Consider the following 13,378-nt stretch of genomic DNA (forward strand, 5'->3'; position numbering starts at 1 on the left):
CCCTATCCAAATCAACTGCCTGCGCGCACGCCGCGGCGGAATATAAGCAGCAAAAGCAGGACTGCAATGAGCAGCAGCACAATGGTACCGCCAGGTGCCAGATTCCATACACCAGCAATGATTAAACCTGCGATAACGGCAAGCTCGCCAATAATKACAACAGTGATCACACTTTGACGGAAGCTTCGAGCAATAATTAAGCTGCAAGCAGCCGGTATGGTCAGCAGTGCGGAAACAAGCAGCGCACCTACAATTTTTATAGATACACTAATAATTAAAGCGGTAAGCACGCTAATCATAACATTATAAAATTTAACGGGCAAGCCGCTGACTGCTGCTGCATCCTCGTCAAACGTGATTAAGAAAAGCTCCTTCACCTGCAGCCAAATCGCAAGAAGCACGATGATTGTGACCACGCCTATTACGTATAGATCCGTATTGTTCAGCGTATAGATACTGCCAAATAAATAACTGTTCACATTATTGTTGAATCCTTTTCCCATCGTGAACAACAATGACGCAAGCGCAACCCCGCCTGACATTATGATAGCGATGGACAGCTCTGCATACGATTTATATGCTTTGCGGAGCTTTTCTATGGCAAAGGAAGCAGCGATTGCGAATATTAATCCTACTGCTATCGGATACACGCCGATCAAAAATCCGAGCGCTACGCCGGCAATCGAGACATGAGATAAGGTGTCTCCTATCATTGACAGCCTGCGAAGCACAAGAAATAAGCCCATAAGCGGGGCGGTTACGCCAATGAGCAACCCGCCTATAAGGGCTCGTTGAAAAAACTCACTAGTTACGATCTCCAATCAAAACAACCTCTTTCCTGCTCTCCATTTGCTCCCTAAGCCCTTTCAAGCTGTGCGCCAGGTCATTTTCCACGCAATCCTGCGTTTCATGCGAGTGCTTAATATGAAACTTTAGCTTTCCGTTTGCTGCGGCAGGCTCTTGTCCCAAATAGGAACGAATCATATCCAAATCATGGGAAACCATCAGAAACGTAATATTGTGATGTTGATGCATGTGCTTGATCATGTGGAAGAAGCTCTCTTGCGTTTCGGTATCAATACCGACTGTAGGTTCATCCAAAATAAGCAGCGACGGATTGTTGATTAATGCTCTTGCTAAAAATACGCGCTGCTGCTGTCCGCCTGACAGCTGGCCTATGCGCTTATCTTGTAAATCATTGATCCCCATTGCATGAAGTGCATCGTCGCATTTTTTATAATCCGCTTTGTTCATTTTCTTGAACAGCTTGCTTCTCCCATAAAGCCCAGAGAGTACAACTTCCCGCACCGTAGCTGGGAACAAAGGGTTTAACGAATTTTTCTGCGGAACATATCCGATTCGTTCCCAATTCTTAAATCGGTCTACTTTCTCTCCAAACAAACGAATCGTGCCGCTAGTCGGTCTCAACAGCCCTACAATCATTCGCAGCAGCGTTGTTTTCCCTGCGCCATTCGTACCAATCAAGCCTATAAAATCCCGTTCCTTCACCGCAAAGCTAAGATTTGAAATGACCGTCTGCTGTTGAAAAGAAAAGGAGACATCCTCCAATGAAATAACCTCTTGGTGACAACTGGCGTCGGCATTTGCCATTCGATTTGATTGCGCCATAATTTCTCTCCTCACAGCAATACGGAGCTTTTTCAGCTCCGTAGGTTTGCCTTTTGTTCTATTGTAATGCTTGCACAAGATTTTGCAAGTTTCGTTCCATAAGCGTAAGGTAAGTTTCTCCGTCTTTATCCTGGTCCGGCGTTAAGCCTTCAAGCGGGTTGAGCACCATCGTTTCTACGTCAGCCTCATTCGCCAATGTCTTGGCAAGCTGATCCGACACGAGCTCCTCGAAAAATATATATTTCACATCATTGGCTTTAACGAACTTTGATATTTCCAGCAAATCCTGCGCACGCGGCTCCGCATCAGGGCTTAGTCCCATGATCGATACCTGCTTCAAGCCATAGTCGCGAGCGAGGTAGCCGAACGCCTGGTGCGAGGTCACGATATTCTTGTTCGTGATTTGCGCTAGCTTAGTCGTATAGTCCGCATCGATTGCTTCCAACTTCGTTTTTAATACGGCATAGTTTTTCTCGTAATCTGCTTGGTTTGCGCTATCTGTCTCTATTAAGCTGTTTTTAACATTTTCCGCCAGCGTGAGCGCTGATTTCGGGCTGACCCAGGTATGAGGATCAGAGCCTTCATGATCATGCTCTTCCTCACCAGCATGCTCCTCTTCATCCTCATGCTCATCCTCAGAGCCTTCGATTAGCGTAATTCCATTGCTAATTTCTTTCGTAACCACGGTACTGTCCTTGGATAACCCTTTCAGGAATCCATCAACCCAGCCCTCAAGTCCCGCTCCATGATATAAAAAAAGCTGTGCCTTTGAAGCGGTGTCCAAATCACGGCTCTTCGGAGTCCAATCATGCGGCTCTATACCTGAAGCAACGAGGTTAACTGCATTTACATGGTTGCCGCCAATCTCGGATGCTAGAAAATAAAGGGGATAAAAGCTGGTTACTACGCTAACCTTCTCTTCATTTCCTTTGCCCGATGCAGCATTGTTATTCGCAGCATTTGTCGATGAACCCGAATTGTCCGTATTATTGCCGCATGCTGAGGCAAACAGCAGCATCGCTGCCAAGAAAAGGCTTAGCGCCGCTGTACGTATCGATTTTAGCGAATCTTTCATTCCGATATCTCTCCATTCTATCTTTTCTTCTTCGTAATCGTTATTATTACGTTTTGTATTATACGATGCCGTTTAAGAGACTGTCAACCCTGTTCAATCGTTATTATTTCTGCTGCAACGCCTATTGCCGGCTGCTTCTTTCTTATTTATTTTAATTATCTGTATTGACTAAATGAAGCAGATTTATGATTGAGAGCATCAAGCGTATGGAATTTGGATAGAAAAAAGAGGTGTTCCTTTGTCATCATGACATTTGGAACACCCCTGTTAGAGATTTTACGAGTTTTGTTGCAATTATTTCACTACTGCTCCGTTTGGCATATCATCCGGCACAGTTGCAAGCGTCAGTTGATCACCATGCGATGCAGCGAGAATCATTCCTTGCGACCATTCACCGCGCAGCTTAACGGGCTTCAAGTTCGTTACGCAAATGACTTTCCGGCCGACCATTTGCTCCGGCGTGTAAAACTTTGCTATGCCGGATACGACCTGTCTTTGCTCAAATCCAAGATCCAGCTGAAGCTTGAGCAGCTTATCCGCCTTGTGAACGGGTTCTGCAGCAATAACCTGCGCAACGCGCAGCTCAACCTTAGCAAAGTCATCAATTGCGATTTCTTCTTTGGTCTCGACTGGTGCTTGCGAAGCTTCATTTGGTGCTTTTGTTTCCGTACTTGCAGCGACCGATTGCTCGGCAGACTGATCAGGCTGAGTGCCCCCGCCCATCGCAGCAGCGATAAATGCAGACTCCTCTAACGTATCCAGGCGCGGGAACAACGGCGAACCTTTAATCACTTTCATTCCGTCTGGCAGGGAACCAAATTGCTTGGTGCTCTCCCATGTCGTTAACTCGCCTTGTACCAGACCTAGCTGTTTCCACATTTCCCGCGGGGAATGGGTCAAGAACGGCTGAAGCAAAATAGAAACAATACGCAGTGATTCTGCAAGATGATGCATGACCGATGCCAGTTCAGCATTTTTAGTCTCGTCCTTAGCCAAAGCCCACGGCTGCGTTTCATCGATATATTTGTTCGTACGGCTTACAAGCTGCCATAACGAAGCCAGAGCTACAGAAAACTCCATATTTTCAAGGGCAGCTTCAACCTGGTCTATCGTTTCACCAGTCAGCTTCTGCAAGGATTCATCAAAATCCGTCACTACGCCGGCAAATGTCGGAACAACGCCTTCAAAATATTTATCGATCATCGCAATTGTCCGATTAAGCAGATTGCCGAGGTCGTTTGCCAAATCAAAATTAATGCGCTCGACAAAATTTTCCGGCGTGAATGTCCCGTCGGCACCGAATGGCACTTCGCGCAAAAGGTAATAACGAAGAGCATCCAGGCCATAACGCTCAATAAGCATGACCGGATCAACGACATTCCCTTTGGATTTTGACATTTTGCCATCCTTCATTAGAAGCCAGCCATGGGCAAACACTTTCTTAGGTAGCGGCAAATCGAGCGCCATCAGCATGATTGGCCAATAAATCGTGTGAAAACGAACGATTTCTTTCCCGACCAAATGAACATCAGCAGGCCAGAAATCACGGAACTTTTGATCGCCGCCTTCATTGCCATAGCCTAACGCTGTTATATAGTTCGACAAGGCGTCTATCCACACGTAAATGACATGCTTTGGATCTCCAGGAACCTTTACGCCCCAATCGAACGTCGTCCGTGATACAGCTAAATCCTCAAGACCCGGTTTTATGAAATTGTTGATCATTTCGTTTTTACGCGATTCCGGCTGTATGAAATCCGGATTATCCTCGTAATACTGCAGCAAACGATCGGCATATTTGCTCATGCGGAAGAAATAGCTCTCTTCCTTCACGAGTTCAACTGGTCGGCCACAGTCAGGGCATTTACCGTCGTCGAGCTGACGCTCTAGAAAAAACGATTCGCAAGGCGTACAGTACCAGCCTTCATAAGTTCCTTTATAAATATCATCCTGCTCCACAAACTGCGCGAATATTTTTTCCACGACAGACTTATGGCGCTCCTCGGTTGTACGGATGAAATCATCATTCGAGATTTCAAGCTTTTCCCAGAGATCCTTTATGCCTACCACGATATCGTCCACAAATTGCTGAGGAGTCTGATCCTTCTCCTTCGCTTTGCGTTCAATCTTCTGACCATGCTCATCCGTTCCAGTCAGGTACCATACGTCAAAGCCGCGAAGCCGCTTGTAACGTGCCATTGCATCGCCAGCCACCGTCGTATAGGCATGGCCGATATGAAGCTTATCGCTTGGATAATAAATTGGCGTCGTAATGTAAAAATTATTATTTTTAGTCATCAGAAATCCCCCATCCTAATTTTGTTAAAAAAAAACGCAAAAAACTCCCGTCCATAATGGGACGAGAGTTTGAACTCACGCGGTACCACCCAAATTTCAATCAGGAAATGACCGTTTTCACCGACATTTCAAGAAAGCTTCGTGTGCCGCCCGCTGGGCGGCTAACGCCGATAACGCTAGCTTCGCGTCACTCCCTTGCCAGCCCCTAATGCTGCTGCAACTCGAAAGCGAATCCTCCCGGACCATTTTCTAATAGTTTCCCTTACCGGCTTGCACCATAAATCCCGGCTCTCTACGAAGGTTCTGCTATTATACTTATCCGTTCCACGGATATATAAAGAAACCTAGAATTCATTTTAACCGTTTATTAATCAAAATATACCGAAATAAGCCCCTCCCTGTCAAGGAGCATCTGCCCTCTCTTCACTGACTGGCGGTACGGGGTCATATCCCCCGGAGTTAAACGGGTGACAGCGGGCAATTCGTTTGACCGCAAGCCAGGACCCCTTGGCTGCCCCATGCTTTTCGATAGCCTCAAGCGCATACATCGAACAGGTCGGATAGAAGCGGCAGGAAGGAGGCGTGAGTGGCGAAATAACTTTGCGGTAGAAATGGATCGGAGCCTGGGTCACTCTTCGCATGACTCGATTTTTAGACATTAAGCTTGGCTAACCGCGGACTCTTCTTGAATACAGGCTTTGCAATAGCCAAACACCTCGAATTTATGTTTCACCACGCGAAAATCATCGGGTACGCTGGTTTGTTCCATCGGGCAAAAGATGATCGGATACGTCATGCCGCATTGAAGGCAAATCATATGATGATGATGGTCATGCTCTCTGCAGTGCAGTTTGAACTTACCGCCATCTTCGAAAATGACCTGCTCCAAAACGCCTAGCTCTTCCATGACGCGAAGATTGCGATATACAGTATCAAAGCTGAGCCCTGTATAGGATTTCCCCATATATTCATAGACTTCTTTAGGTGCCAAATAGCCCTGAGTCTCCGAAAACAGCTTCGCCAGCGTTTTTCTTTGATCCGTTATTCTCAATCCTTGACTAGACATGCGTCGTATAATGTCTTCCATTGTATGCATTATGTCGAACCTCCGGACTAAAAATGGTATATCTCCATAATGACGAAAAAAAAAGCTCTCGTCAATGAGAGCCTTCTTTTAACCGTTTAATCTCATATTAATCATAAAACTGGCCGACATCGCCAAGAATAGCACGACGCTCAAAATCCCAACCAGCACCCGCCTTGCATTTAACCGTTTATGGAGTTCGGAGTCGTTAGATTGCCGCTTCGCTTCCGCGTATGAACGATGCATAAACATATAAGTAATAATGGATACAACAAACAGCATGTTAACGACAAACCAGATCAATGTCCAGGTCAAGCTCTTACCTCCGCTCGTGATCAACTATAGAACGGCTATAGATACCACTTGTTTAATATAAACATAAAAACGACGAAACTTACGGCCGCTCCCGCAAAGCTAACCCAGCCTGTACGAAATCTTTGCTGAAACATGCGCAAAATTCCAAAGCTAAGCAATCCGAAAATTAGCATTAAAAAAACAATTCCGAGTATGAATAACGAAGCAGAAACACTGCTTACATCGACTAATGACACTCAACACACTCCCTTTTTTTTGCTGATATGTACATGTTCATTAGACATTATAAGGGATAGAGATGCCATTAGCCAGCCGTAAACCCTGTCGATTTCGTGACAAAAAGAGCACATATCAAACGACATGCGCCCTCGCCCACTTGAACCGATACCTCTACCAACGTACGACAGCTTCATGGTAAGTACGATTTATCGGCCGCTTCTGCAGCTTTACTTGCAGCACTTTATCCTTCAGCAGCGTTTTGCAGATTCGCGGCTTCACCAGCTTCGGCAGCTTAATCGTCTCGTTTTTACCGCCGGGCAGACCCTCAAGCCTAAGCCGATCCTCCCGCACGAACAAGCGCAGCTGCTCCTTATCAAAGCCGTCCGGTAAATTTATTTTCACATGAACAAAGTGTCGAGTCTCGGAAAAGGTAGCTGATCCCCCGCCAATTATAACACCAGCCGCTTCGGGCAGCGCTTTTGTCATCATTTTACGCACATACTGCTCAACCCAATCCGGCTCGCGAAGCAGCTCAAACCCTTTAGGAAGCTGCTGCCTCTCCATCCATCGTTCCATATCATCCCATTTGGATGCCACAAGCAAACACCCGCCTTCCAGCACTTCTGCCAGTATATGCGCCCAGCATCGCTCACGATACATCCAATAAGGGAACCTCTGGGCGGATGCCGCATAAGATATAGCACGGTCATCGACTTCATCAAACACCCATAAAAAAAAGGAGGATACTCATGCCAGCTGTTGTCGGCTTTGTCAAAATTGTAAGCATAGGCTCCGGCTCCATTGTCCAATTCGGCGATTCCTTGGAAGTTTCTCCTACAAGCAGCTCCAAGACATATGCCGGATCAGGCTCGTTTTTAACCGGCAGCCTAACCAACTCAAATAATGCGGTTAGCGCCACAAACACCATTGATCCGGACGTTCAAGACAATACGAGCAATGAAGTGAATGCGATATGAATCTGACCATTCATCAGCAAATTACCATTCATCAGCTTCGTGTCGAAAGCGTATCGAACAGCTCTGTCTTGCAGGTCGGCAGCGCAGGTTCCATTCGCTCGTTGACGCAGATGTATAACACCGGAGGGTTCACTGAACCCGCTCCAGAGCTCGGTGGAGATGATCCGCTTTCTTTCGTGCCTCTGCCAAACCCATCCTAGGGTATGTTCAATCCCATCATAAGAAGGAGGAGCAGTCACATGCAGCAGCCTAATCCACTGTCGCCTTGGCAAATGTGGTCTCTTGAAGTTCAAAATAAACTCAAAGAGCAGCAGGAGCAGCTCGATGCGCTTAACGCAAAGGTCCTCGCTTTGTGTGATCAGATCAAGCAGCTCGAAGCACGTCCTACGTACAATATCGAGAGTATTGAATATCATTTTGATCAATTGAAGGTAGAGAAGCTGGACGGCACGTTAAATATCGGCATGACTGCTCCCGGTATGGGTGGAGATTCCTTTCCTGGCAATATTGAACAGCTATCCGTACCGAAACCGGAGGTTTTCCCTTCCGCCAGTTCTTCTATTCCAACCCCAAGCGGCGAGTACGACGATATTTTCAATGAAATGACCCGTTATTTGGATGTTGAAGTCCCGCAAAAGCTGCTTTCTTACGAGAATGAGCTCTGTACTCCGCTCGACCCTTATCATAGAAAGATTATTATAGAAGATATCCGTAAACAGGTACCTTCGCGCATACATTACTATTTGCATAAAACGGATCAAAGCACGGATGCTCAGAAAGCGAAAGCGGATGACGATTCGAAAACGGCTAGCATCCTAGCCAAAACAAGAAGGGATACCGATGCTGCGCTTCTCGCCTACATGCGCCAGCTGCAGACGGGCACGCCTTCATCTGGAGGAATGGCATAATGCTGCAATTCAAAGTGATCAATCATTATTTGAGCGTTGGGCAAATAGAAATACTTGGTGTGTCCAGCGCATCGATGCTGCAAGTTGGTGATACGGATAATGTAGCTTTATATTCCATGTTCGATACGCCGCCAGAATCCGTTATCGTAGGCCCTCTGGCACCGTTTCCGCTTCCTGAGGAAGCAGACGACACACAAGGCGAATCATAGAAAGCGAATGAGTCGAATGAATGTACAATCAGAGAACAGCTACCCGATACGTACATCGAATGTAGGATCGATCTGTATCATCAGCGTCRCATCAGCAGGTGCGGTTCAGTTTGGCGACCGCGCCGAGACAAAAGGCATGATTCGTGCGCTTGCTCTTCAGCGGAAAGAGGATCATACGACAGCAGGGGATGTTTTTTTTGAATCGTACCCGATATTTTACCGTCCCCTTCCCGTTCTGGTCGATCCTGAGTTTGAAGACGGACGAGGCGTTCAGTTGATACGCACCAACTGTTCACCTAACATTATCGTCGGAAACATACATGTCATAGCATCCGGTTCATCCGCCAGCATCCAGATCGGTAATGGGATGAAGCTTACCGGTGAATCACGAATCAAGCATATTCGCCAGTATCCCCGGCCTAGTACCGTGCCACCCACTGGTTAATAATCCTATCAATTCTAAATGCAAGGCTCTTGTCCTTCGTAGGCGGGGGTCATATTTGACCCCCTTTCTTATCGGATTATTTATTCGTTCCGGTCCTATTTTGTGACGAGCTATGCCAATTGAAAACCGTGGACAAGCAGCAAACCAAGTCCTGCTAGCAATACAGAACCAATAAAACCGGCGATAAAAGGCTTCTTTCCTAATTTTCTAAAAATAACGATATCTACGCCAAGACCAAGACCCGCCATCGCCATTGCAAGTAGTATATAAGCGGCGGCAATGAGGTATTCCGTCAATGCGTCGGGAACAATGCCTAAAGTATGAACACCGCTCATCACGAGGAAACYAACGATGAACCACGGAATCGGAAGGTTTTTCAGGTTAACCTTTTGAGTTTTATCTGCCTTGCGACTGTGCCAAATTCCTAAGATAACAGCGACCGGGACAAGCATTGCTACGCGTGTCATCTTAACGATAACAGCTAAATCTATAGCTTCTTGACCGCCAGGCGCAGCCGCGGCAATGACATGGGCGACCTCATGCAGCGTGGCTCCCGAGAAAATGCCATAGCCTGCAGCGCTTAATTTTAATACTGGATAAAGTGCCGTATAAACCAGCGTAAACAACGTCCCCAGAATGGCGACTGTCGCCGCGCTAATCGCTGTTTCATTATGATTGGCCTTCACCTGTGGAGCAATGGCAACAACGGCGGCAGCGCCACAGATTGCTGTCCCGCATGCGGTTAATATCCCGAGCTTTTTGTCTATGCCAAGCCATTTGCTTAATCCATACACAACAAATATCGTAAACGCGATATTAATAACCGCAATGGCAAGAACTTTGGGGCCTGCATGAAATATATCGAACAAATTAAGCCGCATCCCAAGCAGAATAATGCCGATGCGCAGCAGCTTTTTACTAGAGTACGCAATTCCAACCACCGCTATATCCGGAACTCCCGCCCAAGCTCGAAAAACGATGCCGAGTAAAATAGCAACAACCAGTTGCCCCATTATGCTAAAAAAAGGAATCATTGCAATCATTTTTGCTAGAACGGCAATGAGCAGCGTCATTGCGATCCCCAGCGAGAACCCTATCCTTTTATAGGAATGATTAACTAGCATATCCTTGTAAATCATGCCCTTCACCTCTGCTTCGATACGATCTTTGCTGTCCTATTTGTTTTTACTATACGTCTCTTTCCGCAGGTTGTGAAATACGTATTCCCTATGTTAATCATAAAGAATACTTATGATTATCGTTGCATCGCCGTCATATATGCCTTATATTGGGCAAATAGTCTTTAAAAACATTATCAATAATGAGGGATAATAATGATAATTGAAGCGCTGCGTGTCTTTGTAACTGTGACGGAGCAAAGCCATTTTTCAAGAGCGGCCGAATTATTGAATCTTTCCCAGCCCGGCGTCAGCCAACATATCCGCAACTTGGAAAATGAGCTTGGCGCGAAGCTGCTCCATCGATCTCCCAAGCATGTCCGCCTTACAGAAGCCGGTGATATCATGTATCACAAAGCTAAACAGATTTTATCTTTATATGAGGAAGCAAAACAGGATATACAGCTCCTTCAAGATCAAGTGACCGGATCACTCATGATTGGAGCAAGCTTTACGATAGGCGAATACGTGCTTCCAAAACGCCTTGCAGAATTTGCAGCCATGTACCCGCATGTTGCTATGCAAGTCACAATCGGAAACACAGAGGAAATCGTGCAATCCGTCCGGTCAAATGAGCTGGACATCGGACTCATTGAAGGTGAAGCACATGCCGCTGATTTGATTATTACGCCTTATATGAGAGATGAAATGATTCTTATTGCTCCCTCCTCACATCCTCTCGCCGCTGCCCGGATTGTAAATGGCGAGATGCTTCAAAATCAAGTGTGGGTACTCCGAGAAAGCGGATCAGGCACTCGAGCTTTCAGTGATCGTTTTTTTTCGGATGCCCGAATTGTCCCGAAACGCTCCTATGTGTTCAACAGCAGCCAAAGCGTGAAAGAGTCGGTTGTATCCGGCTTAGGTATCGCCCTGCTCTCAAGATGGATCGTACGCAAAGAATTGGAATCCGGGGATTTACTCGAGCTCCCGCTCAATAAGGGACGCTTCGAGCGGCATTTTTCATTGATACGTCATAAGGATGCTACGAAARCCATGGCTTTAAAGATGTTCATTCAAACGCTGTTATCAACCAATCGCTAAGCCCAGCGGACAGGCAGACTCATTACAGCCTTGATCTTCGACTTTCATCGCATGCCTCCGCATATACATAAAGCAATTACGGTTGCAAAGGATGAATGCGCCATATGGATATGAACCGAATCCGTGCACGGATAGATGATTTAACAGCAGAACTGCTTAATCAGCAATCACGGGACGGCGCTTGGCGAATGTGCTTTGATTCCGGCACAATGACGGATAGCTACCTGATCATATTGCTTCGCTTGCTGGGTAGAACGGATGAGCATCTCATTCGGCTGCTTGCTGCGAGAATTGCCTCCAAGCAAGAAGCAAATGGCTCATGGAAGGTGTATCCCGATGAATCCGAGGGGAACCTGGAGGCCACTGCCGAGGCTTATTTTGCATTATTGTATGCGGGATACTACGCTGACTACGATCCGCGCATGGTGCGTGCTAAGCATTTTATTTTGCAGCGCGGCGGATTATCAGAAGCCAGAACCTTGCTCACACAGGTTATTTTCGCCGCTACTGGTCAAGCCGACTGGCCGCGTTTATTACGTATCCCGCTCGAAGCGTTCTTTTCTGATTTGGGAATCGGCCTTGATCTATTCTCGCTTTCCGGCCACGCGCGCGTTCATCTTGTCCCGACACTAATCATGGCCAACAAACAATTTGTACACAGAACGGTCACAATGCCTGATTTATCCTCTTTATTTACGGGCACCTCGCGTGCATTTGCCAATGATTCTACCTGGATATCCGCTTTAAATAGCTTCATCTCCAGCTTGCCGCTCACAAGCCTGCTGCCTGGCAGCTCCAACACCGCTTTAGAGCAAGCGGAACGGTTTATGTTCGACAGGTTAGAGCCGAACGGCACCTTGCTTACGTATTCGACAGCGACGATTTTGATGATTTTAGCTTTGCTGGCTCTTGGCTATTCCCCTCAATCGCCACCCGTTAACCGATTATTAGGAGGAATCCTATCGTTAATATGCGGTGATCGGCCTCATCTGCAGGTCGCATCCTCTGAGGTGTGGGATACCGCCATGATTACATATGCTTTGCGGGAGACGGGTCTTCCGTCTCAACATGCAGCTATGGAACGGGCAGGCGCTTATTTGCTGGAAAGACAACACGTTCGATTAGGCGATTGGGCAAAACGCATGCCGAATACGCCGCCAGGAGGCTGGGGCTTTTCCCAAGTCAATACGCTGTATCCGGATGTTGACGACAGTGCTGCAGCGCTTCGAGCCATTCGTCCTTATGTATCAGAAGAAAATGGATTACAAGCCAACTGGCAGCGAGGACTTAACTGGGTATTAACGATGAGAAATGATGACGGGGGCTGGCCTGCTTTCGAGCGCAATGGGCAGCAGCTGCCTGCCAGCTTCTTTACTTTTGAGGGCTCTGCCGATATTTCTACGGATCCGTCTACCGTTGACTTAACGGGCCGCATGCTAAGCTTTATTGGGGATGAGCTCGATATGACCATCAGTCAGAAATGGGTCGAAGACAGCGTACGCTGGATGCTATCCCAGCAAACCCGGGACGGCAGCTGGTACGGACGGTGGGGTATTGCTTATATCCACGGCACTGGCGCTGCTGTCCAAGGCATGACCGCAGTTGGCGTTTCTACAGATCACCCCGCCATAAAAAAAGCGATCAAGTGGCTTCAGGCCATTCAAAACGAGGACGGCGGCTGGGGAGAGTCCTGCCTAAGTGATAAAGAGAAGCGTTATATTCCGCTGAACGCAAGCACTCCCTCTCAAACTGCTTGGGCACTGGATGCTCTCATCGCTGCTCATGCGAAACCGACCGCCGCCATGCAAAAAGGGGTCGATGCTCTTCTCCAGTCGCTCGAACGACGTGATTGGACATACGGCTACCCAACCGGAGCAGGGCTGCCGGGAAGCGTATACGTCAACTATCCGAGCAACAATTATATTTGGCCATTGCTTACCCTCACCTCCGTATTGAAAAAATACGGAACATAGTTCTCATGGCACAAAAAAACAGCCGAG

At 47.1% G+C, this 13,378-nt stretch carries 16 protein-coding genes and 1 other annotated feature; of the genes, 7 read left to right on the plus strand and 9 right to left on the minus strand.

Annotated features, from left to right (window positions below; genetic code table 11):
- Positions 1 to 11 precede the first annotated feature (11 nt).
- From AC1DLI_RS01900 to AC1DLI_RS01935, 8 genes are all read right to left on the minus strand, one after another.
- On the minus strand, positions 12 to 821 hold the full coding sequence (locus AC1DLI_RS01900; RefSeq protein WP_308996734.1) for a metal ABC transporter permease: 810 nt from the start codon (positions 819 to 821) through the stop codon (positions 12 to 14).
- Positions 805 to 1,629, minus strand: a complete 825-nt coding sequence (locus tag AC1DLI_RS01905) for a metal ABC transporter ATP-binding protein (RefSeq protein WP_477599096.1) — start codon at positions 1,627 to 1,629, stop codon at positions 805 to 807. The genes AC1DLI_RS01900 and AC1DLI_RS01905 overlap by 17 nt, the downstream gene beginning before the upstream one ends.
- 58 nt (positions 1,630 to 1,687) lie before the next feature.
- The gene (locus tag AC1DLI_RS01910) at positions 1,688 to 2,704 is read right to left on the minus strand and encodes a metal ABC transporter solute-binding protein, Zn/Mn family (RefSeq protein WP_477599098.1); all 1,017 of its coding nucleotides are present in this window, start codon (positions 2,702 to 2,704) and stop codon (positions 1,688 to 1,690) included.
- A gap of 294 nt (positions 2,705 to 2,998) precedes the next feature.
- Entirely contained in the window at positions 2,999 to 5,002 is a 2,004-nt protein-coding gene (metG, locus tag AC1DLI_RS01915; RefSeq protein ID WP_477599100.1) for a methionine--tRNA ligase, read from the minus strand.
- Between the two features lie 54 nt (positions 5,003 to 5,056).
- Positions 5,057 to 5,338, minus strand: a binding site (T-box leader).
- Between the two features lie 65 nt (positions 5,339 to 5,403).
- Positions 5,404 to 5,643, minus strand: coding sequence for a membrane protein insertion efficiency factor YidD (gene yidD, locus AC1DLI_RS01920; RefSeq protein ID WP_477599363.1), 240 nt, complete (start codon positions 5,641 to 5,643; stop codon positions 5,404 to 5,406).
- A gap of 17 nt (positions 5,644 to 5,660) precedes the next feature.
- On the minus strand, positions 5,661 to 6,098 hold the full coding sequence (locus AC1DLI_RS01925) for a Fur family transcriptional regulator (RefSeq protein ID WP_477599102.1): 438 nt from the start codon (positions 6,096 to 6,098) through the stop codon (positions 5,661 to 5,663).
- A 78-nt stretch (positions 6,099 to 6,176) separates the two neighbouring features.
- Complete coding sequence (locus AC1DLI_RS01930; RefSeq protein WP_477599104.1) at positions 6,177 to 6,401, minus strand: hypothetical protein; 225 nt, start codon at positions 6,399 to 6,401, stop codon at positions 6,177 to 6,179.
- Between the two features lie 390 nt (positions 6,402 to 6,791).
- A complete protein-coding gene (locus AC1DLI_RS01935) occupies positions 6,792 to 7,280 on the minus strand; it encodes an Hsp20/alpha crystallin family protein (RefSeq protein ID WP_477599106.1) in 489 nt (162 codons plus the stop codon).
- Positions 7,281 to 7,369: 89 nt separating this feature from the next.
- On the opposite strand from AC1DLI_RS01935, the gene AC1DLI_RS01940 reads away from it, so the two are divergent.
- The 5 genes from AC1DLI_RS01940 to AC1DLI_RS01960 are packed head-to-tail and all read left to right on the plus strand — an operon-like array spanning position 7,370 to position 9,159.
- Positions 7,370 to 7,597 carry a spore germination protein gene (locus AC1DLI_RS01940; protein WP_477599108.1) on the plus strand — a complete coding sequence of 76 codons (228 nt, stop codon included), beginning with the start codon at positions 7,370 to 7,372 and terminating at the stop codon, positions 7,595 to 7,597.
- Complete coding sequence (locus tag AC1DLI_RS01945; RefSeq protein ID WP_477599110.1) at positions 7,594 to 7,797, plus strand: spore germination protein GerPB; 204 nt, start codon at positions 7,594 to 7,596, stop codon at positions 7,795 to 7,797. The genes AC1DLI_RS01940 and AC1DLI_RS01945 overlap by 4 nt, the downstream gene beginning before the upstream one ends.
- Positions 7,798 to 7,836: 39 nt before the next feature.
- On the plus strand, positions 7,837 to 8,505 hold the full coding sequence (gerPC, locus tag AC1DLI_RS01950) for a spore germination protein GerPC (RefSeq protein WP_477599112.1): 669 nt from the start codon (positions 7,837 to 7,839) through the stop codon (positions 8,503 to 8,505).
- Positions 8,505 to 8,714, plus strand: a complete 210-nt coding sequence (locus tag AC1DLI_RS01955) for a spore gernimation protein GerPD (protein WP_477599114.1) — start codon at positions 8,505 to 8,507, stop codon at positions 8,712 to 8,714. Before gerPC ends, AC1DLI_RS01955 begins: the two co-directional genes overlap by 1 nt.
- A 16-nt stretch (positions 8,715 to 8,730) precedes the next feature.
- The gene (locus tag AC1DLI_RS01960; protein WP_477599116.1) at positions 8,731 to 9,159 is read left to right on the plus strand and encodes a spore germination protein GerPE; all 429 of its coding nucleotides are present in this window, start codon (positions 8,731 to 8,733) and stop codon (positions 9,157 to 9,159) included.
- A gap of 110 nt (positions 9,160 to 9,269) precedes the next feature.
- On the opposite strand, the gene AC1DLI_RS01965 is transcribed toward AC1DLI_RS01960, so the two are convergent.
- Complete coding sequence (locus AC1DLI_RS01965) at positions 9,270 to 10,298, minus strand: YeiH family protein (protein WP_477599118.1); 1,029 nt, start codon at positions 10,296 to 10,298, stop codon at positions 9,270 to 9,272.
- A 195-nt stretch (positions 10,299 to 10,493) separates the two neighbouring features.
- Here AC1DLI_RS01965 and AC1DLI_RS01970 point away from each other — a divergent pair, with 195 nt between their 5' ends.
- A complete protein-coding gene (locus AC1DLI_RS01970; RefSeq protein WP_477599120.1) occupies positions 10,494 to 11,378 on the plus strand; it encodes a LysR substrate-binding domain-containing protein in 885 nt (294 codons plus the stop codon).
- A 104-nt stretch (positions 11,379 to 11,482) separates the two neighbouring features.
- Positions 11,483 to 13,351 (plus strand): squalene cyclase, encoded by a 1,869-nt coding sequence (locus AC1DLI_RS01975; RefSeq protein WP_477599122.1) that lies wholly within the window; start codon positions 11,483 to 11,485, stop codon positions 13,349 to 13,351.
- Positions 13,352 to 13,378: the final 27 nt, after the last annotated feature.

It is taken from the genome of Paenibacillus sp. 01T443 (assembly GCF_056398325.1).

Coding starts and splice junctions, on each gene's coding strand:
- AC1DLI_RS01940 (WP_477599108.1), top strand. CDS start 7,370: ATGCCAGCTGTTGTCGGCTTTGTCAAAATTGTAAGCATAGGCTCCGGC.
- AC1DLI_RS01945 (WP_477599110.1), top strand. CDS start 7,594: ATGAATCTGACCATTCATCAGCAAATTACCATTCATCAGCTTCGTGTC.
- metG (WP_477599100.1), bottom strand. CDS start 5,002: ATGACTAAAAATAATAATTTTTACATTACGACGCCAATTTATTATCCA.
- AC1DLI_RS01955 (WP_477599114.1), top strand. CDS start 8,505: ATGCTGCAATTCAAAGTGATCAATCATTATTTGAGCGTTGGGCAAATA.
- AC1DLI_RS01975 (WP_477599122.1), top strand. CDS start 11,483: ATGGATATGAACCGAATCCGTGCACGGATAGATGATTTAACAGCAGAA.
- AC1DLI_RS01925 (WP_477599102.1), bottom strand. CDS start 6,098: ATGCATACAATGGAAGACATTATACGACGCATGTCTAGTCAAGGATTG.
- AC1DLI_RS01910 (WP_477599098.1), bottom strand. CDS start 2,704: ATGAAAGATTCGCTAAAATCGATACGTACAGCGGCGCTAAGCCTTTTC.
- yidD (WP_477599363.1), bottom strand. CDS start 5,643: ATGCGAAGAGTGACCCAGGCTCCGATCCATTTCTACCGCAAAGTTATT.
- AC1DLI_RS01905 (WP_477599096.1), bottom strand. CDS start 1,629: ATGGCGCAATCAAATCGAATGGCAAATGCCGACGCCAGTTGTCACCAA.
- AC1DLI_RS01935 (WP_477599106.1), bottom strand. CDS start 7,280: ATGTATCGTGAGCGATGCTGGGCGCATATACTGGCAGAAGTGCTGGAA.
- gerPC (WP_477599112.1), top strand. CDS start 7,837: ATGCAGCAGCCTAATCCACTGTCGCCTTGGCAAATGTGGTCTCTTGAA.